Annotated in this window: 26 protein-coding genes; 10 read left to right on the top strand and 16 right to left on the bottom strand. The window is 49.7% G+C overall.

Going from position 1 to position 21,036, the window contains the following annotated elements; genetic code table 11:
- Positions 1-10 precede the first annotated feature (10 nt).
- From AC5JO6_RS18570 to AC5JO6_RS18540, 7 genes are all read right to left on the bottom strand, one after another.
- Entirely contained in the window at positions 11-1,876 is a 1,866-nt protein-coding gene (locus AC5JO6_RS18570) for an ABC transporter ATP-binding protein (protein ID WP_496082552.1), read from the bottom strand.
- Positions 1,873-2,559: an HAD family hydrolase gene (locus tag AC5JO6_RS18565; protein WP_496082551.1), complete on the bottom strand. Its 687-nt coding sequence runs from the start codon at positions 2,557-2,559 to the stop codon at positions 1,873-1,875. Before AC5JO6_RS18565 ends, AC5JO6_RS18570 begins: the two co-directional genes overlap by 4 nt.
- Positions 2,560-2,603: 44 nt before the next feature.
- On the bottom strand, positions 2,604-3,044 hold the full coding sequence (locus tag AC5JO6_RS18560) for a GNAT family N-acetyltransferase (RefSeq protein WP_496082550.1): 441 nt from the start codon (positions 3,042-3,044) through the stop codon (positions 2,604-2,606).
- 114 nt (positions 3,045-3,158) lie between these two features.
- Positions 3,159-3,701 (bottom strand): GNAT family N-acetyltransferase, encoded by a 543-nt coding sequence (locus AC5JO6_RS18555; protein ID WP_496082549.1) that lies wholly within the window; start codon positions 3,699-3,701, stop codon positions 3,159-3,161.
- A gap of 31 nt (positions 3,702-3,732) precedes the next feature.
- On the bottom strand, positions 3,733-4,731 hold the full coding sequence (locus AC5JO6_RS18550; protein WP_496082548.1) for an aldo/keto reductase: 999 nt from the start codon (positions 4,729-4,731) through the stop codon (positions 3,733-3,735).
- Between the two features lie 45 nt (positions 4,732-4,776).
- Positions 4,777-6,321, bottom strand: coding sequence for an amidohydrolase family protein (locus AC5JO6_RS18545; RefSeq protein WP_496082547.1), 1,545 nt, complete (start codon positions 6,319-6,321; stop codon positions 4,777-4,779).
- A 255-nt stretch (positions 6,322-6,576) separates the two neighbouring features.
- Positions 6,577-7,941, bottom strand: a complete 1,365-nt coding sequence (locus tag AC5JO6_RS18540) for an LLM class flavin-dependent oxidoreductase (RefSeq protein ID WP_496082546.1) — start codon at positions 7,939-7,941, stop codon at positions 6,577-6,579.
- 325 nt (positions 7,942-8,266) lie between these two features.
- Here AC5JO6_RS18540 and AC5JO6_RS18535 point away from each other — a divergent pair, with 325 nt between their 5' ends.
- The gene (locus tag AC5JO6_RS18535; RefSeq protein WP_496082545.1) at positions 8,267-8,938 is read left to right on the top strand and encodes an O-methyltransferase; all 672 of its coding nucleotides are present in this window, start codon (positions 8,267-8,269) and stop codon (positions 8,936-8,938) included.
- Between the two features lie 25 nt (positions 8,939-8,963).
- Here AC5JO6_RS18535 and AC5JO6_RS18530 read toward each other — a convergent pair whose 3' ends face one another.
- The 4 genes from AC5JO6_RS18530 to AC5JO6_RS18515 form a co-directional block, all read right to left on the bottom strand.
- The gene (locus AC5JO6_RS18530; RefSeq protein WP_496082544.1) at positions 8,964-9,146 is read right to left on the bottom strand and encodes a hypothetical protein; all 183 of its coding nucleotides are present in this window, start codon (positions 9,144-9,146) and stop codon (positions 8,964-8,966) included.
- A gap of 14 nt (positions 9,147-9,160) precedes the next feature.
- The gene (locus tag AC5JO6_RS18525; RefSeq protein ID WP_496082543.1) at positions 9,161-9,703 is read right to left on the bottom strand and encodes a DUF4333 domain-containing protein; all 543 of its coding nucleotides are present in this window, start codon (positions 9,701-9,703) and stop codon (positions 9,161-9,163) included.
- 4 nt (positions 9,704-9,707) lie between these two features.
- Positions 9,708-10,118, bottom strand: a complete 411-nt coding sequence (locus AC5JO6_RS18520) for an ExbD/TolR family protein (RefSeq protein ID WP_496082542.1) — start codon at positions 10,116-10,118, stop codon at positions 9,708-9,710.
- Between the two features lie 116 nt (positions 10,119-10,234).
- Complete coding sequence (locus AC5JO6_RS18515) at positions 10,235-10,651, bottom strand: MotA/TolQ/ExbB proton channel family protein (RefSeq protein ID WP_496082541.1); 417 nt, start codon at positions 10,649-10,651, stop codon at positions 10,235-10,237.
- A 137-nt stretch (positions 10,652-10,788) separates the two neighbouring features.
- Here AC5JO6_RS18515 and AC5JO6_RS18510 point away from each other — a divergent pair, with 137 nt between their 5' ends.
- Positions 10,789-11,133, top strand: a complete 345-nt coding sequence (locus AC5JO6_RS18510; RefSeq protein ID WP_496082540.1) for a hypothetical protein — start codon at positions 10,789-10,791, stop codon at positions 11,131-11,133.
- Between the two features lie 4 nt (positions 11,134-11,137).
- Here the strand turns inward: AC5JO6_RS18510 and AC5JO6_RS18505 are convergent, their stop codons facing one another.
- The gene (locus AC5JO6_RS18505) at positions 11,138-11,764 is read right to left on the bottom strand and encodes a Uma2 family endonuclease (RefSeq protein WP_496082539.1); all 627 of its coding nucleotides are present in this window, start codon (positions 11,762-11,764) and stop codon (positions 11,138-11,140) included.
- Positions 11,765-11,918: 154 nt separating this feature from the next.
- On the bottom strand, positions 11,919-12,149 hold the full coding sequence (locus tag AC5JO6_RS18500) for a hypothetical protein (protein WP_496082538.1): 231 nt from the start codon (positions 12,147-12,149) through the stop codon (positions 11,919-11,921).
- A 209-nt stretch (positions 12,150-12,358) separates the two neighbouring features.
- Here AC5JO6_RS18500 and AC5JO6_RS18495 point away from each other — a divergent pair, with 209 nt between their 5' ends.
- Genes AC5JO6_RS18495 through AC5JO6_RS18485 form a run of 3 tightly spaced genes read left to right on the top strand, consistent with a single transcriptional unit; the run spans position 12,359 to position 13,298 of the window.
- Entirely contained in the window at positions 12,359-12,562 is a 204-nt protein-coding gene (locus AC5JO6_RS18495) for a hypothetical protein (protein WP_496082537.1), read from the top strand.
- Positions 12,559-12,807, top strand: coding sequence for a UPF0175 family protein (locus tag AC5JO6_RS18490; RefSeq protein WP_496082536.1), 249 nt, complete (start codon positions 12,559-12,561; stop codon positions 12,805-12,807). The genes AC5JO6_RS18495 and AC5JO6_RS18490 overlap by 4 nt, the downstream gene beginning before the upstream one ends.
- Positions 12,804-13,298, top strand: coding sequence for a PIN domain-containing protein (locus tag AC5JO6_RS18485; protein ID WP_496082535.1), 495 nt, complete (start codon positions 12,804-12,806; stop codon positions 13,296-13,298). The genes AC5JO6_RS18490 and AC5JO6_RS18485 overlap by 4 nt, the downstream gene beginning before the upstream one ends.
- Before the next feature lie 200 nt (positions 13,299-13,498).
- On the opposite strand, the gene AC5JO6_RS18480 is transcribed toward AC5JO6_RS18485, so the two are convergent.
- Entirely contained in the window at positions 13,499-14,611 is a 1,113-nt protein-coding gene (locus AC5JO6_RS18480; RefSeq protein ID WP_496082534.1) for a YcjF family protein, read from the bottom strand.
- A gap of 509 nt (positions 14,612-15,120) precedes the next feature.
- Between AC5JO6_RS18480 and AC5JO6_RS18475 the strand changes: the two genes are divergently transcribed.
- Both AC5JO6_RS18475 and AC5JO6_RS18470 read left to right on the top strand, forming a co-directional pair.
- On the top strand, positions 15,121-15,759 hold the full coding sequence (locus AC5JO6_RS18475; RefSeq protein ID WP_496082533.1) for a Uma2 family endonuclease: 639 nt from the start codon (positions 15,121-15,123) through the stop codon (positions 15,757-15,759).
- 20 nt (positions 15,760-15,779) lie between these two features.
- Positions 15,780-16,007 carry a hypothetical protein gene (locus AC5JO6_RS18470; protein ID WP_496082532.1) on the top strand — a complete coding sequence of 76 codons (228 nt, stop codon included), beginning with the start codon at positions 15,780-15,782 and terminating at the stop codon, positions 16,005-16,007.
- Positions 16,008-16,063: 56 nt separating this feature from the next.
- On the opposite strand, the gene AC5JO6_RS18465 is transcribed toward AC5JO6_RS18470, so the two are convergent.
- Positions 16,064-16,630, bottom strand: a complete 567-nt coding sequence (locus AC5JO6_RS18465) for a Uma2 family endonuclease (protein WP_496082531.1) — start codon at positions 16,628-16,630, stop codon at positions 16,064-16,066.
- A gap of 136 nt (positions 16,631-16,766) precedes the next feature.
- The gene (locus AC5JO6_RS18460; RefSeq protein ID WP_496082530.1) at positions 16,767-17,324 is read right to left on the bottom strand and encodes a Uma2 family endonuclease; all 558 of its coding nucleotides are present in this window, start codon (positions 17,322-17,324) and stop codon (positions 16,767-16,769) included.
- A 284-nt stretch (positions 17,325-17,608) separates the two neighbouring features.
- Between AC5JO6_RS18460 and AC5JO6_RS18455 the strand changes: the two genes are divergently transcribed.
- From AC5JO6_RS18455 to alaS, 3 genes are all read left to right on the top strand, one after another.
- Positions 17,609-17,872 (top strand): type II toxin-antitoxin system Phd/YefM family antitoxin, encoded by a 264-nt coding sequence (locus AC5JO6_RS18455; protein ID WP_496082529.1) that lies wholly within the window; start codon positions 17,609-17,611, stop codon positions 17,870-17,872.
- Between the two features lie 3 nt (positions 17,873-17,875).
- Positions 17,876-18,181, top strand: a complete 306-nt coding sequence (locus AC5JO6_RS18450; RefSeq protein ID WP_496082528.1) for a type II toxin-antitoxin system RelE family toxin — start codon at positions 17,876-17,878, stop codon at positions 18,179-18,181.
- Between the two features lie 163 nt (positions 18,182-18,344).
- Positions 18,345-20,987: an alanine--tRNA ligase gene (gene alaS / locus AC5JO6_RS18445; protein ID WP_496082527.1), complete on the top strand. Its 2,643-nt coding sequence runs from the start codon at positions 18,345-18,347 to the stop codon at positions 20,985-20,987.
- The last annotated feature ends 49 nt before the right edge of the window (positions 20,988-21,036 follow it).

The raw sequence follows: 21,036 nt of genomic DNA, 5'->3' as shown, positions 1-21,036 counted from the left end.
GGATCCACTTTTACGCAGTTGCCACTATGCTGCTAGGGCTGTCTTCTTCTGGCAAAAATCCACCTGCTTGCATGATCCATAAGCGGTGGTAAGCGCCACTCTGTGTTAGGAGTTTGGCGTGGGTGCCATCCTCGATAATCCGACCGTGATCAAACACTAAAATACGATCGAGATGGGCGATCGTAGACAGCCGATGGGCAACCACAATCACGGTTTTCTCATGCATGGCTAAATCCAGGGTCTCCTGAATGGCTTTTTCGGTGATGGAATCGAGGCTGGAAGTGGCTTCATCCAGAATCAGGATGGGTGCGTTTTTGAGGATGACCCGCGCGATCGCAATGCGCTGTCGTTGCCCACCCGACAATTTCACCCCGCGTTCACCTACCAGCGAGTGATAGCCCTGCTGCATCGGCGCAATAAAATCATGTGCATGAGCTTTCTGTGCTGCCTCGATCAGCTCTGCCTCTGTTGCCTCTAAGCGCCCATAGCGAATGTTTTCCAACAAGGTGCGATGGAATAGAGAAGGATCTTGGGGAATCAGGCTGGTCTGGGCGTGAAGCGCATCCTGGGTCATTTCCTGAATGTCGATGCCATCAATGAGAATGTGTCCCGCTTGAGGCTCAAACAGCCGCAAAATCAGATTGACGAAGGTGGATTTTCCAGAGCCAGAGAAGCCGACCAGTCCAACCCGTTCGCCTGGTTGAATCGTGACAGAAAGGTTTTCAAAAACTGTTTTCTCGTCTGAGTAGGCAAACTTGACGTGCTGAAATTCAATCTGTCCCTGAGTGATGGTAGGGGCGATCGCCGTGCCGCGATCGATAATTTCGTGGGGTTGAATGATGGTGCCAACCCCATTGCTAACATTGCCAATATGCTCAAAGAATTCCAAAAATCGCTTGCTTAAATTACGCGCCTCACTAATGATCAGTAGCGACAGACTGGTTGCCACCACAAAATCAGCCACAGCAATCTTGCCCTGGCTCCAGAGCAAAAGCGCGTAATACAGCGTACCAATTTTCAAAATGGCGGCTGAGATAAATTGAAACCAGCGGATACGCTCGGAATACCAGTTGGACTTTCTCACCTCTTTGAGTTCGCGCCTTAGTTGCTCATTCAAATAACCTCGTTCAAACCCTAAACGGGCAAAGAGCTTGCTACTGGTAAGGTTCGTTACCGCATCGACGATCATGCCAGTAGTGTCACTTCTAGCGGCTGCGGCTTTGCGTGCGTAAAGACGAGAGCGAGTTGCCAGCCAGAAGGAAATACTAATGAAGAGAACTGCCCATGCGCCTACAAACGCAGCCAACGGCGGATAGGCTTGATACAGCAGCGTTGTGGACACGATATAAACGATGATCACTGGCATAAATTCGCTAATCAGCATTTGCATCGTCTGCGTGACACCCAGAGACGTTTCGCTGATGCGATGCGCCAATGCCCCGGCAAAACTGCTGCTCAGGTAGCGGTGCGAATGCTGCTGCAAGTAGGCATAGAGCGATCGCACAATATGCTGCCGATGAATGGGGTGGCGGAGGGTCTGTAACAGTCCAGACGATCGCCCGAATACCACTTCACCCACACTCAAGGCAGCGAACAGCAGTAGGGGTTGGCTGACCGCATTAAAAATCAGTTTGCTATCACCCGTCGATCGCGTCACGCTCCGAATAATCTCACCAATGGCATAAGGGAGCATAATGCCGCAGGTCGCGTGTAGTGCCTCCAGCATGACGATCGCCACATACCACCCACGAAAGTAATTAACAAAATAAAAAATAAATTTAAAAGGGGTTGCAGGTAAAGCAGGCGCTTCGGCAGAGCGTTGAAACGGTTGAGAGGCGCGAGTTTTGATTATAAGATGGCGATCGCATCGTGTCACTGCACCGTCCCCTCAATAACATAGTTAAACTGCTCAAGAATAGATGGAATCTCGTTCAATTCATCAATGATTGCATCAGCATCTGTTGTCTCCAACCAGTAGGAATCTCGTTTCCAAATCGTCTTCATTCCAACACGTTTTGCTCCTAAAATATCGGCTTCAGGATTATCCCCAATGAAAACGCTGTCCTGTACAGCCACATCCAATCGCTGTGCGGCTCGTCGGAAAATTTCAGGCTCTGGCTTTCTGACTTGTTCAATCTCAGAAATCAAGATGGCATCAACATAATCTCGAATGCCTAAGCCATCGATTGATCGATTCTGAATTTGCCCTCGTCCATTTGTCACAATACCCAATAAATAACCCTGTTGCTTTAATTGACTGAGCGTCTCTGTGAGAAACTGAAACGGCATACAGTAAAACTGGAACTGGGTTTCGTAGTCTTCAAGCAACGCCTGCCAAGCGATGTTCTCGATCGCAAATTCTGTAACGAGATCCTGGTAAACCCGATCTTTCCAGACATGCCCGTGACAATCTAGCTCAATGAAGCGAGCAACGTAATCAGATTGAGGAATGTGATTTAAGTGATGTAATAATCTGCCGTATTGCGCCGTAATAAATTGTTTAATCGAGGCATTGCGATCGAGCAGTGTGTCATCTAAATCAAAAAGAACTGCTTTCATTGTTGAATATAATAACGACCAATCACCACGTCACAGCCCACACACTATGAAAATAGATAGATGTCGGGATTATGCTTTTCCATAAATCTTTCAGGTTTATGTAACGGTTGAAAGCCAAATTCATGATAGAGTTGCTGTGCATCTGCAGTGCTTAACATCCAACGCCTTAAGCCCTGAAGCTCTGGATGCTTCAAAATGCATTCAACTAACCACTTCCCCAACTCTTTACCTCGGTAGTTCTCAACAATAAAAATATCAGCCAGGTAAGCGAAAGTAGCACGATCGGTTACCACACGACCGAATCCGATCTGCTGATGCTTCTTAAAGAGTCCAAAGCATAAAGAATGATTGAGAGATTTAACTACAACATCTCTAGGTATATTCTTTGCCCAGTACGAGTACTTGCTTAAGAAGTTGTAGATCAGCTCAATATCTAAAGCTTCTCGGTCATCGACAATTGTAAATTCTCCCCTTTCCCACTTCATATTAATCCGCCAATAAAGTTCATTCTGACTATATGGTGTAACTCATGCAGCTAAAGGATTGATGCGTTACGATTACGCCTAGCGCACCCTACTGGTGCTATGTACAAGAAATCATCATATTTCATCTCGTATTTTCGCAAAAATGAAGGTATCCCGTGGAATAGGCGATAGATTAGGGCGAATCATTGAATAACGCAGTTTTCCTTCACGCAACAAACCTGCTTTCTCCAACACTCGCGCTGATGCAAAATTCTTAGTGTCGCAAGTTGCCCAAACTCGATAGATCTTAGAAAGACTCATAATCCATGCAACAACAGCATTAGCCGCTTCTGTTGCATACCCTTTCCCCCAAAACTTTCGATTTAGAACATAACCAAAATCCGCCATATATCCTTCTAGGCGACACCCAATTGCTCCAATCACTTGGTCTTCAGGTTTGGTTGTGATAACCCAACAAAACTCCTCACCAGATTTCCACCGCTGAGTACAACTTTCAAGAAACTTAACTGTATCTTGAATATCAGTATGCGTCTGCCAATCCATGTAACGAGTCACTTCTGGATCACAAGCATATTCAAAGATTGCTGCTGCATCTGAAAGCAATGGGCGACGCAGAATCAGCCGATCTGTGATTAATGAGCTAGGAGCTAGAATCACTTGACAACTCTCAATGCAGGGATTATTTACTTTAGCGCACAGCATCTCCCTTACGATAGTCGGCAGTGATGTCATCGAGCTTTTGTTTCAAACTATCATCCAGTTTGACTTCGATCGCTTTCAAACTATCCACCAATTGCTCTGGACGACTCGCACCAATGATGGGAGCCGTAATAATGGGATTTGCGAGTACCCAGGCAAGGGATAGCGTCGTGAGTGATAGTCCAACCGCATCAGCAACCGTGCGGAGTTCTTCCACCGTATTGAATTCGCGATCGTGCCAGTAGCGTTCCTGATAGCGTTCCGCCGCAGCACCCAGCGTAAAGCGAGTTCCGGCAGTGGGTTCACCCGCGCGATCGTGCTTGCCCGTCAACAAGCCACCCGCTAAGGGATTGTAGGGAATTACGCCCAAGCCTTCTTCTTGCGCCAGCGGCAACAGTTCTCGCTCAATTTCACGAAACAAGAGATTATAGCGGGGTTGAATCGAGACAAAACGTGTTAGATTGCGAACATCGGCACGTCCTAAAGCACGACTGAGACGATACGCTAGAAAGTTGGACACGCCAATATAACGGACTTTTCCCGCACACACGATCGCATCTAGTGCCTCTAACGTTTCATCCAGAGGTGTCGAGGCATCATCAGAATGTAACTGGTAGAGATCGATATAATCGGTATCCAATCGTCGCAGAGAGGCATCGATCGCATCCAGGATATGTTTGCGCGAAGCACCCTGATCCCAGGGGGAAGATCCCACACGACCGACACATTTAGTCGCCAAAATAAACTGATCGCGTTTGCCCTTCAGCCATCGTCCAATAATTTCTTCAGTACGTCCTGCTGTTGCCAATCCACCACCGAGTGGATACACATCAGCCGTATCGAGAAAGTTAATGCCAGCATTGGCAGCAGTATCGAGAATCGCTCTGGAGGTTTCTTCATCACTCTGCAACCCAAAGGTCATGGTGCCCAGAACGAGACGCGAAACCGTTAAGCCAGTTTGACCAAGTTTAGTTGTGGGTAAGGTCATAGAAGTAGGTTTGAAAGTTGCCGAGACCTCCGAGGTCTGCGCTGTCTAGGTTTGCGCGGTTACCAGACTCTTGTCATCTGCCTTAGCTTCAACCTTAGCGACTTTAGACTCGATCGCCGTTCCCTTGAAGAAATCAGGATTGGCTTCTGTGTAGAGCTTATAGGGATTTTCAAAGACATAGGCTTTGAAATCGGCTTCAGAAATGACACCTTCTTCCACCAGTTCCCAGCTTTCAGCTAGGGGCAGGGTGATATCGGGTACATCCCAATGACCCACATCTGAGGAGTAGATTGCGTTGATCTTCACCCCTAATGGATTGGCTTTGTGGTTGAAGGCAGTGGCGATCGTGCGATCGTCAGACTCAGAACCAAAGAAGAAGGAATTCACCCAGCGATCGCGGATATCTTCAATGGTTTCAATACCAGCCGCTGCGAAATCTTCCAGTTCGTCTGCATTGGGCTGACGGCTATAGCGGGTAAACGACGAACCCAACACCGCTTCAGTCAATGCCTCTTTGCTCAGGGGATAGCCTTTGGTGATTTCGCCACCGTACTGCTCAAAGATTTCAAACAATTCTTCAGAGTTGGTCAGTGCTGGGTTGTAGTTTTGCAGTGCTTTCAAATTGCGCTTGCCGAAGCGATCGACCAGATGAATGTAAACATGAGCACCCCAATCGGCACCCCCTTCCAACATGGCAATCCGCAACTGTGGGAACCGTCGTGTCACACCACCAAAAAACAACGCCTTAGCAAACGCCTGTGATCCATCGGCAAAGTGACCGATGTGGTTGTTCATATAGTTGGTGATGGAAGAACGCCCCGTCCATCCCTGGCTACCGTAATGGGTCGTGATAGGTACACCCAATTCCACCGCTTTTGCCCAGAAGGGATCGTAGTCATATTCGCTATCAATGCCGAAAAAGTCGGTGTAGGAGGCGTACTTAGCGATTTCAGGGAATTGGGCGGCGGGATATTGAGCCGCGATCGCCTTGATGGGTCGCTTCACCCCACCGGGAATATTTGCTACCTTCAAGCCCAGCGTTTTCACCGCAAACTCCAGATCCTCAATCGCTTCTTGAGGCGTGGTCATCGTAATACCAGCAACGGGAGTGAGGCGATCGCTATATTTCCGATAAATGTCTGCATGATAGTGATTGATCGCTCGTTGCAATGCCTGACGATTTTCGGGCTTAGCTCCGCCTGCCGCTAGCGCATTGTTGGGAAACAGCACAGAATAGTCCGATCCCTGTTCTGCCTGCCGTTCGTACAGCAATTCCGGTAAGGTATAGGTTGCCAGATCCAGCGTGTTGCGGGTCACACGTGCCCACCAGGGCGATCGCAGGGTGCGATAACGCTGCCGCTCTTCGGGCGTTTGTTGATACCAGTCTTTGCCGTCACTCCGGGAGTTGAGGCGCGAATTTTCCGCTTTGCGTAATTCGTCTACCAGATGTGACCCGCCATACGTCGCAATGTAGTCTTCAAACGCAGGCGTGAAATCATTGGTGTGGACATCGGTATCAATCACTGGATAATCCAGTCTGGCGCGAATCGCAGCAGAGCGAGAAGACTTTAAGCGACTATATTCAACCATGATGGTTTCCTCAAAACGTACAGGTTTACTTAACATCGAACCATTTGATCTGACACACTGAGGGATGGCAAGCAGACGAAATCATTACACCGTCGTTTCCATTCATCCTGCAATGCGACAACACCAAAACTTATAGGACTTACGCAGAAGAGATCCCCAAACCCCTTAAAAAAGGGCTTTCGAGGTTCCCTCCTTTTTAAGGAGGGTTAGGGAGGATCTCAATTTGCGGTTGCAAGTGCGTAAGTCCTGACTTAGCTACGCCACGACCAGGCGTGACTCTTTCCGTTTGGCAGCAAGGCGGTTTTCAGGACGGCGCAACCCCAAATTTTCTCGCAAAGTCCTGCCCTCATAGGCAGTGCGGAACAGTCCACGCTTCTGCAAAAGGGGAACAACCAGATTCACAAACTCTTCTAAGCCCGTTGGCAGAATGGGCGGCATGATATTAAAGCCATCTGCTGCACCGTTAATAAACCATTCTTCTAACTGGTCAGCAATGCGTTCGGGTGTGCCTAAAATCGTGCGATGACCGCGTGCCGTTGACAGCGAGAGATAGAGCTGACGCAGCGTGAGCTGACCGCGCGTTGCCAGATCATTCACCAACTTGAGCCGACTCTTGTTGTTGTTAGTATCACTGGGTAAGGTGGGAGCGGGATCATCCAGCGCATAGTTGGTCAGGTCAGTATCTTTGTAATAGCGTTTCAAAATGTCCCACGCGACATCGGGATGGATTAAGGATTGCAGGAACTCATACTTCTCTTGCGCCTCCGCTTCGGTGCGACCGATGATGGGAAAGGCACCAGGCATGATTTTGAGGTCATCGGGCGATCGCCCATACTGTGCCAGCCGACCTTTGACATCGGCATAAAATGCCTGAGCATCTTGCAGCGTTTGATTCGCCGTGAAAATCACCTCAGCCGTGCGAGCCGCTAGATCTCGTCCCGCTTCTGAGGCTCCTGCCTGTACAATCACCGGATAGCCCTGGATGGGACGAGCCACATTCAACGGTCCTTTCACCGAAAAATGGGTGCCTTTGTGGTTCAGAATATGCAGTTTCTCTGAATCAAAATAGATGCCCGCTTCCCGATCGCGAATAAATGCATCATCTTCCCAGCTATCCCACAGCCCTTTCACCACTTCCACAAACTCTTCTGCCCGTTCATAGCGCTGGCTGTGGTCTGGGTGATGCTCCAGTCCAAAATTACCAGCAGCATTCTCATTGCCTGTAGTGACGACATTCCATCCCGATCGACCGTTGCTTAAGTAGTCCAGAGAGGCAAACTTGCGGGCAAGCGTGTAGGGTTCTTCGTAGGTGGTGGAGGCAGTCGAAATGAAACCAATCTGTTCGGTGACGGCAGACAGGGCGGAGAACAGCGTCACTGGCTCAAAATGGACAATCTTGCCATTGCGAAACTGGGACTCCGGCGTGCCACCCCAAATGCCTGGGCTGTCTGCTAGAAAGACCGCATCAAATAACCCCCGTTCAGCCGTCTGGGTAATCGCTTTATAATGCTGGAAGTTCAGACCCGCATCAGTTTGAGCATCCGGATGCCGCCAAGCGGAAACATGATGTCCCGTCGCTTGAATAAAGGCACCTAAACGAAATTTGCGTGATGTGCTCATAGGTTTTCCATCAATACAGAAACCAGACATACATAGAATCACAATTGCATGATACACGAATTGTTTGTGTATCTAACATTAAGTATCAAAAATCAATTGACTAGCAAATAGTCAGTCCAAGATACCGTATTATGATACGGTAAATCTATCGACTTAGAGTAGAATTGCGTGCAAATAATTTTTGGTCGCTTGATTCGTCGGCGCTACAGGCGCTGCTCCAGTTGGAGAATACTGCGATAGATCGCAGACCATTTGGGCAAGTGGAAGCGCAGCCAGCACTTGCGTAAGCCCAACTATTAGTCCTCAACATTCAAACGAGAAAGCGATGACTCAAGAACAATGGGTTGCAGTTGACCAATACATTACCGATCTGTTTGTTCCCTCTGATCCCGCGCTGGAGGAAACGCTTCAGTCAACCATTGACGCTGGTTTACCCAGGATTAATGTTGCACCTAATCAAGGGAAGTTGCTGCACATTCTAGCGCGCTCTCACGGTGCCCGTAGAATTCTGGAATTGGGAACATTGGCAGGCTACAGTACCATCTGGTTGGCGAGAGCGCTGCCTTCTGATGGCACACTTATCACTCTGGAAGCCAACCCAAAACATGCGAAGGTTGCACAGGCGAACATTGATCGCGCTGGCTTGACTAAGCAGGTTGAGATCCGCGTGGGAGCAGCTCTGGAAACTTTGCCTCAACTTGCTGCTGAAGGACAGGAACCGTTCGATTTAGTCTTTATAGACGCGGATAAGGTGAACACCGCTGAGTATTTTTCCTGGGCACTCAAATTAACCCGTCGCGGTAGCGTGATCATCACCGACAATGTGGTGCGGCAAGGAGGCGTGATTGATGCCAACAGCACCGATGAGAATATCCAGGGAATTCGCCGCTTTAATGCCGCCTTAGCTCTGGAACCGCGTGTGAAGGCAACGATCGTCCAGACGGTTGGCAGTAAGGGCTACGATGGTTTGGCGATCGCGCTAGTTGTTGGTGATTAATTGAGTTAGCGCTGTTCAGCGTTGACTAAATGTAATACATGGGCGCTTTATGCTGGAGCGCTTCCAGTTGTTGACACAAATCTTGCAAGGTACAGTTTTGCAAAAAGGTTTGTGAAATTACATTCGCTTGCTGCCAGGTTTTGTGCAGCACCTGGCGTTCTGATGTGGTTAGCAACGTGTGTTCGCGGGGTTTGCGCGTGTCATCCATCAGAGCAATCACTTCTAGGTTATGTTGCCTTCGGGCTGCACCTGGATGACGATCGTCTCAGCGGGATCTGTCTTCGCAGCACGTGTCTCAGCAGCACGGTTTGACGCAGTTTTAGCTGGCACGGTACGGCGCGTCAACCGACATTCAAAACTGTCTCCCGGTTTAGTAGCACGGTAGCGTCCACCACAGTTAACGGTTGGTTTGGAGCCATGTTGCGTTTGCAACACTTGCTGGAACTGAGCCTCTAGCGTTGCTAAATTGAGCAAGCGCCAGGAGTTCGGCACGTCCCAGACAACAGTCCCGCGATCGTCTTGCTGTTGCACGGTCACAAAAAAGCCACCGTCTGGCTCAAGTTCGCCCGTGCATTCAAACGATCGTCCCTGTGCTTGCTTGATATCACTAGGGCAGTGGATGGCTTTGACCGCTAGCCCCGCTTGCTTGCCCAAGTCTGTTTTGATCGCGGTTTCCACCTTGTCAGCATCCAGCGTTTGGGCGCAGGCAGCAAGGGCGATTGTGCTCCCACAGACCAACATGTAGACGATTCTGTTGATTCCCACCAGACTACGGACTCGTCACTGCAAGGGATACCTTCTCTCCACCCACGCTTTGCATCTGCCCCAACAATTTTGCCAACTGCTCGTAAGAAACCTTTTGATCCGCTCTTAACAACACAGCACCGTTCGGATTTTGGGTCAGATACGTCTGCATCTGTTGCGCCAGCTCGCTGTCTGTAACCGATCGCCCCTTGAGCAAAATTTCTCCCTTCACGTTTAGCCCCACCACCATTGGGTCAGGGAATTTCAACGCTTTCGCGCCTGCATCGGTGCTGGGGAGAGCAACATCTAAAGCTTGTTGGTTATTGAAGGTCATGGAGATGATGATGAAAAACGTGAGAATGGTCAAAATCACGTCCATCATGGGCACCAAGTTGATGTCAATCATACCGGGCTGCGGACGGGGCTTCAGTGCCATAGGGGGAAGGATGAAGGGAAAGGATAAGGGTGCAGAAACCGGGTTTCTCAACCAAAGATTAAGGGTTTCACGCATTAATCTTTGCAAGAAACCGGGTTTCTTGGCTGAGATCTAAGTTAGCGATCGGAGGATTGTAGGCTGGTGCTGCTATCCCAGTTGGGTGTGGACTGTCCGTTCGATCGATGCTGGGAGTCGTACCAAAGCTGGCGATAGACCAGTTCTAGATCGCCGCCAACGGTGGAAAAGTAATCTCGCTGCTGCGTTTGAAACGATAGAAAGATTCGCAGGATCACCAGAGCTAGAATGGCAACCAACATACCACCAGCGGTTGCTGTCAACGCTTCCCCGATCCCTTCGGTGGCTTTTGCCGTATCGATCGCCACGCCACCACCAATTTTGAGATTATTAAACGTGGTGATCAATCCTGTGACGGTGCCCAACAAACCCAGGAGTGGAGCCAAGCCAACCACACTTTCCAACAACTTATCGCCCCGATGCATCCGAATAAATTCCTTCTCAGCAGCGTTCTCCAATGCCAGGTGAAAGGTACGGGGGTCGGGTGAGACAGTCGCAGGGGGGCAAACAAGTAGCGCCCAATCGCAAACCGATGGGCACGATGAGCAATCTCGGCTGCTTGATCAAGGTTATAATGTGCCGCTTCTAAAACATCATGCACAATGCGGTCTTCACTTCGCAGCAGTGGAAACCAGAAGATGCTGCGCTCCATGGCACAGGCGATCGTTGGTTTGCCACCACCATCCAATCACACTCATTCGCCGATCGCCGCCGCACAAAGGGCATCGATCGCACCCCATCGTTTCAACCGCATCTGCCACCGTGCGATCGTTGGTTTGCAAGCACCATGCGATCGCACACACTCATCGATCGCACCCTATCGTTTCAGCCACATCTGCTAAAGCGCGATCGTTGGTTTGCCAGCACCACGCGATCGTTTGGCAGATCGGAAGCTTTTAGTATGAGCGGTTTGAGCGATCGCACCCAAAGGACATGCTAGCGTTTTATCTACCAGCGCTTAACACTTGCTCAGCAGTCAGTTTCAGATCTGGGAAGGCTAGCGAGACGATCGGCTGATTGCCCCAAAGCGGCTGAATTTCATACTCCCCATTCACTAGTGTGCAGACAGAGAGAGTGGGTTGTTTGGGCTTCCCAATGTGTCGAGTGCCCCCTAAGCCTGCGTAATCTGCAATCCAATATTCGGAAATGCCTAAAACTGCATAATCTTCGACCTTACGCGCATAATCATTTTGCCAGTTGCTACTCACAACTTCTGCTACAAATTTAATTGAACTGCCGAGTGTGAGGATTGATTGGTCAGACCAAAGCGGTTCTTTGACCAGTGCAGAGCGATCGACAACTAGAACATCAGGACGAAAGGCGGTCATGCTACTGTTAGCAGGGCGCAAGAGTCCTCGCTGAAGGACAAACCAGGGTAAGCCTGTTCCGTCGATTTGGACACAGAGCTTTGCAGTCATGAAGGCTGACACCTCTTCATGTAAGCCTGTTGGTTCCAAGTCGAACACCTCTCCATCGATCAATTCGTAGCGGTTATCGCTACCATAGCGGTCGAGAAACTCGTCAACGCTAACTGGCTGCTGTTGTGTTGCTTGGTTGATTGTGGTGGTCATCGGTCAGCTTAGCCCAATCAATGTGTTCAGCCTAGCAAATCGAAGGAGTAATGGATATGTGGCGGATAAGGCGCATATGCTTTTTCAGCCTGTTCTTGAACAGTGGCAGGAAGTTGGTTAAGCCGTTTACGGAATGTTTTCGTAACACTCGATTTCATGGCTTCACTGGAAAAACTTCATTTAATGGCATCGTTTCACCAGTGGCAATTTCTTGCCGCACCATAGCTGCTATCTGATCCCACTGATCGTCTGTCGTTGACTTGAACTGTTCTACCCATTGCTGTTCATCTTTCAGTTCAGCCAGCAGGCGGGACGCGATCGCATCTTGCTGGTCAGCAGGAAGCTTTTGAAGTGCTGCAATGACTTGTTGGAGAAGTTCGGTCATGGCGTTAGGCGATCGAGAAGGTTGCAATAGATAAACCCATCCTAACTGGTTGAATATTGGCACAGTGCGATCGTTGTTTTGCCAGCACCATTCGATCGTTTGGCAGATCTGAATCCTCTAGCACCAGAGGGATTAGTGATCCATGTTATGGAAACATATTGTCAAGGCGAATGTGGCATGATTGGCAGTAGAGGCATTGAGCAAAGAATATGGCTACGTATCAAGATGTCCGTCGTCAAGTTGAGACTCTGACTCCAGATGAGCAGCTTCGACTGTTAGAAGCGTTAGCGGTCATGGTGCGTTGTCGTGTGCTGGTAAAGCCCAAACGCAGCATTATGGAACTGGAGGGGTTAGGTAAGGAAACCTGGCAAGGACTTGACGCTCAAGAGTACGTTAATCAAGAAAGATTATGAGTGTTGTTATTTCAGATGAAATCCTGCAAGCATCTCACCTAACTCCAAGCGAATTTCGCCAGGAGATTGCGCTACACCTGTTTGAAACGGGTCGTTTGACAGTGGGCTATGCCAGCAAATTAGCAGAGATGCCTCCCAATGCCTTTCGTCAGCTTTTGAGACAGAGGCACATTCCGCTTTATGACTATGATGTGGAAGATTTGGAGCTAGACCTCAAGAACTTGCAGGAGTTGGGGCGATTGTGATTGTTGTTAGTGATACGTCAGCAATCACCAATTTGGCAGCCATTCAGCACTTACAACTGTTGCCCCAGCTTTACAATCAAGTCATTGTGCCTGAGGCAGTCTATCGTGAGCTGGTAGATATTGAACCACCTGTCCCTGGAACGATCGAAGTGCAAACGACTCCCTGGCTAGAAGTCAAGCAAGTGTTTAACCGGGTTATCGTTAACCGTCTTCAGAGTGAGGTGAGGCTAGATCCAGGTGAATCTGAAGCAATCGCACTTTCTCTGGAACTAAAGGCAGCGTTGCTGTTAATTGATGAGCGTCGTGGCAGAGCAGAAGCCGATCGCTTAGGCATCAAAATTACTGGTTTGCTTGGCATTTTGATTGAGGCAAAGCGAAAGCATTTGATCGTCGCAGTCAAGCCGTTAATGGATAGCTTGATTGCAACATCAGAGTTCAGAATATCGCCAGCTCTATACAACCGTGTTTTGACTCTAGTGGACGAATTATGACGATCGCCCCTCACCCACCGATCGCACCTTATCGTTTCAGCCGCATCTGCTAAAGTGCGATCGTTGGTTTGCCAGCACCATGCGATCGTTTGGCAGATCTGAAGCCTTTAGTATCAGAGGTTTGAGCGATCGTAGCTAACGAACAGGCGATTACAGTCAGCGCACAAAAGTAGAAATGGGCAGTGCCCGCCCTACCACTACTAGTGATCGCTCTTGATGATCGCAAGCTGTGAATACTTCTTCTTGAAAGCCTCCGCCACTTCTTCAGAAGTAGGAGGTTCACCATTATTGTCAACGAACAACATATCCAGTGCAGCAATGTATGCTTCACCAAATGCTGTAGTGAGTGCTGCTGCCGTAGCTGCTGCAATAGTTCCGCCAACTATAGAACCAGCACCGGGAATCATCTTGAGAAGACTAGCCACAATAACTCGTCCTGCAAGTGTTCCACCTGCTCCAGCAATAATGCTGCCCACTATTGTGCTGAGAAAACTTTTATCAATTGGTAAGCCAAAGGTTGCTGAGATACCAGCAAGCATTCCAACCTGAATCGGTACTATAGCAACAGCATCAGAGAATGGAATTGGCACTGCCGCCATTCCTGCTGCGCTAGCTGCCGCTCCTGCTACTATTGCGTGAGATTGTGTTTTTTTTAGCTCAATGTCTACTTTCTGTGCTGCGGTGAAGGCTCTCTTCAGCCCTTCTGGAACAACTTGCATTGTTAAATCTACGAGATCACGCAAACCCATCGAAGGAAGAACAATACCTTCATCTAATTCTTCCTCAATTGCTCGGACTCGAACAGCATTGCTTACTAGTGGAAGTATTTGTAAAACTGCAACGCGAAACCCTTTATCAGATCTTGCTTTCGTGATGACAGCAATAACAGGTATATTACGGTCTACCAGCATTTTTACAAGTTCTTCTTCTGCTCGTTCAACGCGTCGAGAATCCTCAGCTATACAAATCCAAGCAACGTGAATATGTTGATTTGAGTCGCTGCTTCGCGCATGTTCACTAACAAGGGACTTTAGAGCATCTAATGTTTTAGAGAAATCTGCCATTTCAAGTCCACGAGTATCAAAAATAGAGAGCGGTATGCCTTCTTTCTTGATTTCTCTCGTGTTTTGAGTGACAGGACGACCTTGACCAGTAGTTGCAAAATTTCCTTGGAAGACCGCGTTGATAAGTGTACTCTTACCGACACCAGTACGCCCAGCGATTAAAACATTCACATGACCACGTTCTTTCAAAGCTTCATGAAGAGCATTCTTTACTGAAGCCTCAAAATTGAAATCTTCTGCAACTGCCATCGCTCTACCTCTATTAAACACTCTGACTTTGTGGATAAAGTGTTCCACCCGTTTGCAGTATTCCCAGAATTCATCTGTCTAACTACTCTGGCTAGAGCATTTAGACAGTCTCTTGCCGTCTAAGATCCTTGATTTAGACGATTAGGCTGAAATCTCGCAGTCTAAAATCTCGATTGAGATAATTGGCTGCGCCTTGCTGCATATTAGCTATGCGAAAGGGGTAAGACCGAAAACTTAAGATTCTCATAGGTGTGGCGAGGTCTTGCTTCCCATCCTATTCCTTTAAGGGCTATCCTCCCTGATGTTGATTCGGCAGGAGCGATCGTTGCTTCCGCCAGGGCGATCGCTCCTTAACAATGAATCTGGTCTTGACTAACCACCCATCGATAATCCTATCCTGTAGCTGAAAACGCTAGCAGTTCGCTCAGCACCGTGGCAGCACCGAGAGGCATCAAGGCAGGGGCTAGAATCCGCATTAGAATCAGTGAAAGGGCAATGAGGAACGGGCGATGCTGCTGCTGGAAGACCTTTCTCAATGGTTAGAGCTAGATGACCCGGAAGAACGGCGCGTGATTGCCAACGTCCCCTGGTCACAATACGAAGCGTTGCTGACCCGGATGGGCGATCGTCTGGCGTATCGCATCAATTATTTGGATGGAGTCCTGGAAATTGTGGCACCCAGCCGTCGGCATGAAAGTGGCAAAACTAGCATTGGAACGCTCTTAGAAAGCTATTTTCTGGAAACGGATACCGAATATTTCCCCACTGGCTCCACGACTTTTCGCAATGCGGACAAACGGGTTGGAACGGAACCCGATGAAAGCTATTGCATCGGCACCGATAAAGCGGTTCCTGATCTGGCAATTGAAGTGGTAGTGACGAGCGGCAATATCAATCGTCTGGAACGGTTTCAGCGCTTAGGAGTACAGGAAGTATGGTTCTGGCAAAACAACGGCTTTCTGCTCTACCACTTGCGTACAGAGAACCTGGAGCGATGGGCGCAGACTTTTGGCTATGAGGCGATCGACCAGAGCGAACTGCTCCCCAACCTGGACATGGCGTTGCTGAGTGACTGTGTGCAAAATCCCAATTCACTAGCGGCAGCAAAGGCATTTCGACAAGGCATCCGCGATCGCCACCGCCCTTAACCGTCGTTGCTGATATTGCTTTGGAACAAGCGTTGGTAACGTCCGCTCAAGCCGTCGTTACCAATGAAGAAGCTTTGGTTACTTACACTCAAGCTGAGGTGACTTACACACAAGCTGTGGTTACTTACGCTCAAGCTGTCGTTACTTACGCCGGAGCGATCGTTAGTAATGATGAAGCTGTGGTTACTAACGGTAAAGCTGTGGTTACTTACGGTGAAGTTACCGTTAAGCACTCTCAGGCAATCTAGCTTTCTGCCTGTGTATAAACTCGCAATCTTTTTTCTCAGTAGCGCGATCGCGCTGCTTAAAAGTCCCACTCTTCAAACAGTTCGGCGACTGCGATCGCAAAGTCGGGGACGATCGCTTCACCCTCTAATACATGTTGAGACCGCAAGAAACGGTCTGGTTCGGGTGAATGGTAGACCAGCACATACTTTTCATCCGGGTGAATCACCCAAACAAGGCGAGTGTCGTTCTCAAAATATTCCACAATCTTGTCGTGGATTTCCTCAACGGTATTGTTGGGTGAGAGAATTTCTACCGCTAAGTCGGGAGATCCTTGAAAGAAACCACGCGGCGGACGCTTTAGACCTTTAAGCCGTTCTTTGGCAACAAACGAGACATCGGGCGAACGCTTGTTGCCGCTCTTTAAGGTAAACGCAGTACTGGAGTCGCAAACCGTTCCTAATTTGCGTTGCCGCACATGAATCGCCAGTAGCCCTCCCAGAAAGGAGCCAATGCCACCGTGCTCCATGCCCGAATTGTCCCTATCGGCTAAATCCCCATCGATCAACTCATAGCGATGCCCACCGCTAGACAGCGCCATAAATTCCTCATCCGTCCAGGTCTTTTTCTCGGTGGCGATCGTCATCCTGCCTGCTTCCTGAGTCTCTCAATCCTTGCTTCTAGTGTGGCATGTTGAAGAGCTTGAGAGAAACCGGGTTTCTAGATGCAACCTAAAGGCTCCAGTTTATGTTTGTAAAGAAACCCGGTTTCTGCGCGGGTGATCAAGGAAAGAGTTGGTTTAGAGAGATGGGAAGCTCTGGAAACGCGATCGTACTCAGGGTATTCTCTCCATTTAAGACAACTTCCTGCGCGTAACCATCCTCTAATGGATCACGGAACACGTACACCTGTCGGGTATTCACGTCCAAAATCCAGTACTCTAAAATGCCTGCTTTGGCATAGAGGGGTGCTTTGACCGTGCGATCGTCTTGTAACGATGTATCAGCAACTTCAATAAGCAGCAGCACTTCGGCAGGTGTTGGATGGTGGTCTATATACTTACGCGCATTGAGTGCAACGATCGCAATATCGGGTTCCGGCTCGGAGTACTGACTCAGTTGAATCGGGTCTTGAATGCGTACCAGTGCCATACCTGCCAAAAGCTGTTTCAGGTAATCGGCGGCACAGAGATTTGTAGCAGCATGGGGAGGGTTCTTTGCCGCCATTGAAACAATATTTCCTTCAATTAGCTCCACACGATCGCTCGGCGTTAAAATGCCCGCTTCAATCATGCGGTGGTATTCTTCAACCGTCCAGAGGCGAACTTTTGTCGAAGTCATCGCTTTCCGTTACTACATCACCGTTATCGCTAGCTTTAGTGTAGAGCAGTTGACAAGGACGATCGCCTTACAAGAAACCGGGTTTCTGGACGCAAGCTGCCTGCTTAAGCGATCACTGCTCATGGAGAAACCCGGTTTCTGCGTACAAGCGCTTACCTATAAGCCATCGGATGATGCGAAACCCAACAATCCCCTGCGATCGCCCCTAACAGTCCTAAACTAGGAGTGCTTCTTCTCTGATAGCGGGTGTTAGAGTGAATTCACCCTGACTCCTCTCTTGCGGTATGCCCAAACAACTGACGATCGCCCAGGCACAGCAACAACTCCCCAACCTTCCCGGTGAACTGACCAATGAACCCATCATCATTACTCAAGATGGTGTGCCTGTTATTGCGGCACTCAGCTACACACATCTCACCGAGCTACTCGAAACCCTCGACATCCTGACCGATACCGAATTCGTTGCTAAACTTCGCCAAGGCATCCTTCAAGCAGAACAAGGCAATACCATTTCCTGGGAGAATGCAAAAGCACAGCTAGGGCTGTAAGCAATGGTTGAGTATACGATTCAACTCACTCCCCTTGCCTTAGAAATGCTGGCTGCCATTAACGATCGACGCGAACAAGAGAAGCTGAGTGAGCGCATCGACCAGCTCAAAGTTGAGCCTGAGAAACAGGGGAAAGCACTGGTGGATAATCTTTCAGGCTTTCGTAGCGTGAGGGCAGTGGGGCAACGCTATCGAATCGTCTACAGGGTTGAGCAAACGCAAGTTCTTGTTTTAGTGGTTGGCATTGGTAGACGTAAGGATGGAGACAAAAAAGACGTTTACACCCTGCTACAGAAATTGCTGGAGTAGTGAATGCGATCGTTCTGCCATGCCGCTGAGTCAAGACTCCAACAACGCTTGCTCTTTCATAGAGTGAATCTCGAATTAACCCCGATCGCAGTGGGAGATTGGCTGGTTCATGCGGCATCATTAAGATCAGCGAATAATTTCTTACAGACCCCCACCACGTTTCATGGCTACTCCCCCCAAAGGTGATCGAACGACAGGCGCTCAAATTCGGCAGACCTTTCTCGACTTCTATGCAGCCAAAGGGCACAAGATCTTGCCCAGCGCCTCTCTGGTGCCGGAAGATCCCACTGTGCTGCTGACGATCGCTGGGATGTTGCCATTTAAGCCCATCTTTTTGGGACAGCGTCCGGCGGAGTTTCCTCGCGCTACCACCTCGCAGAAATGCATTCGCACCAACGATATTGAGAATGTGGGACGCACGGCACGGCACCACACCTTCTTTGAGATGTTGGGCAACTTCAGCTTTGGGGACTACTTTAAGTCGCAGGCGATCGCGTGGGCGTGGGAACTGTCTACCAAAGTCTTTGGGTTGCCGCCCGGTCGTCTCGTCGTAAGCGTGTTTGAAGACGATGACGAAGCCTTTGCAATGTGGCGTGACGAAATTGGCATTCCTGCCCATCGGATTCAGCGCTTGGGTGAGAAGGATAACTTTTGGGCGTTGGGTCCGACAGGTCCGTGTGGTCCCTGCTCCGAGATTTACTACGACTTCCATCCCGAAAAGGGCGACGACCACATTGACCTGGAAGACGACACCCGATTCATTGAGTTCTACAATCTGGTGTTCATGCAGTACAACCGGGATGCCGCAGGTACGCTGACCCCGCTGGCAAACAAGAACATTGATACGGGATTGGGTCTGGAACGGATGGCGCAAATCCTCCAGAAAGTGCCTAACAACTACGAAACTGACCTGATTTTGCCGATCATTCAGAAGGCAGCGTCGATCGCCAATCTCGACTACACCACAGTGGACGAAACGACCAAAATTGCGCTTAAAGTCATTGGGGATCACGTCCGTGCCGTTGTGCACATGATCGCCGATGGCATTGTGGCATCCAATGAAGGTCGGGGCTATGTACTGCGTCGGCTGATTCGTCGCGTCATTCGCTATGGTCGCTTAATTGGCATCGATCGCGAGTTCACGCCCAAAGTTGCCGAAGCTGCGATCGCTCTCTCGGAGTCCGCCTATCCCAATGTGCGCGTCATGGAGCGCACCATTAAAGTCGCGCTGCAACGAGAAGAAATTAGCTTCTTGAAGACGCTCGATCGGGGTGAAAAGCTGCTGGCAGACATCACCGAGCAAATGGGCACAGGTGGACAAATTTCTGGCACCGATGCGTTCACGCTCTACGACACCTACGGCTTCCCCGTAGAGTTGACGGAAGAAATCGCGGCTGAAAAAGGCTTGACTGTCGATACCAAAGGCTTTGAGGCAGAAATGGAGCAGCAGCGGCGACGCTCTCAAATGGCACACACCACGATCGACCTCACTGCTCAAGGCACCCTGGATCAACTGGCAGACCACATTGAGCAAACTGAGTTTTTGGGGTATACCCAGCCTGTCACCGAAGCGGCTGTACAGGTCTTAATGGTGAACGGCAAGCCCAAACAAATGGTGGAAGCAGGTACTGAAGTTCAGGTCGTGCTGGATCAAACGCCGTTCTACGCTGAGTCGGGCGGACAGGTGGGCGATCGCGGCTATCTCTCTGGTGACGATGTGTTGGTTCGCATTGAAGACGTACAGAAAGAATCTGCCTTCTTTGTCCACTACGGTCGCGTCGAGCGGGGCACTCTGCACACAGGCGATTCCGTCACTGCCCAGATCGATCTTGCTTGCCGTCGTCGCGCTCAAGCACACCACACTGCAACGCATCTCCTTCAATCGGCGCTGAAAAAGCTAGTGGACGATAACATTTCGCAGGCGGGTTCGCTGGTTTCCTTCGATCGCCTCCGCTTTGACTTCCACTTCTCTCGTCCCCTCACGCCTGAAGAAGTTCAACAGGTCGAAGAACAGGTCAACACCTGGGTTGCCGAGGCGCATCATGCTCAAACATCCATCATGCCGATCGCCGAGGCAAAAGCAAAAGGCGCGATCGCCATGTTTGGTGAAAAGTACGGTAGCGAAGTCCGTGTGCTGGATGTGGCAGGCGTATCGATGGAACTGTGTGGCGGCACTCACGTAAGCAATACGGCTGAAATCGGTCTCTTCAAAATCGTTTCTGAAACAGGCGTTGCGGCGGGCATTCGTCGGATTGAAGCCATTGCAGGAACCGCTGTGCTTGAATACCTGAACCTGCGCGATGCTGTTGTGCGCGACCTCAGCGATCGCTTCAAGGTCAAACCAGAAGAGATTAGCGATCGCATCACCGCGCTGCAAACCGAACTCAAGACGACTCAAAAGCAGCTTGAAACCGCTAAAGGTCAGCTTGCCCTTGCCAAAGCCGATAGTCTCCTGTCCCAGGCTGAAGCGATCGGCGAGTTTCACATCCTCATTGCCCAACTCGATGGCGTTGACCCTGAATCCCTCAAAACCGCTGCGGAACAACTTCAACAAAAGCTGACGAATGGTGCGGTTGTCCTCGGTTCTGTGCCCGAACCCGATAAAGTTAGCCTCGTTGCTGCCTTCAGCCCTGCCGTCATTCAAAAAGGCTTGCAGGCTGGGAAACTGGTAGGCGCGATCGCTAAACTTACAGGCGGCGGTGGCGGCGGACGACCCAACCTCGCTCAGGCAGGCGGACGCGATGCCAGCAAGCTACCCGAAGCGCTTGCAGAAGCCAAGCATCAGCTAATCTCCGGTTTGAGCTAATCTGGTAAGTAAGCTACGCAAACTGGTTGAGTATTTCCTGACGCTTCCA

It is taken from the genome of Tildeniella sp., assembly GCF_059505325.1.
Note: the sequence above shows the minus strand (reverse complement) of the source record. Positions and strands in the feature narration are given on the sequence as shown.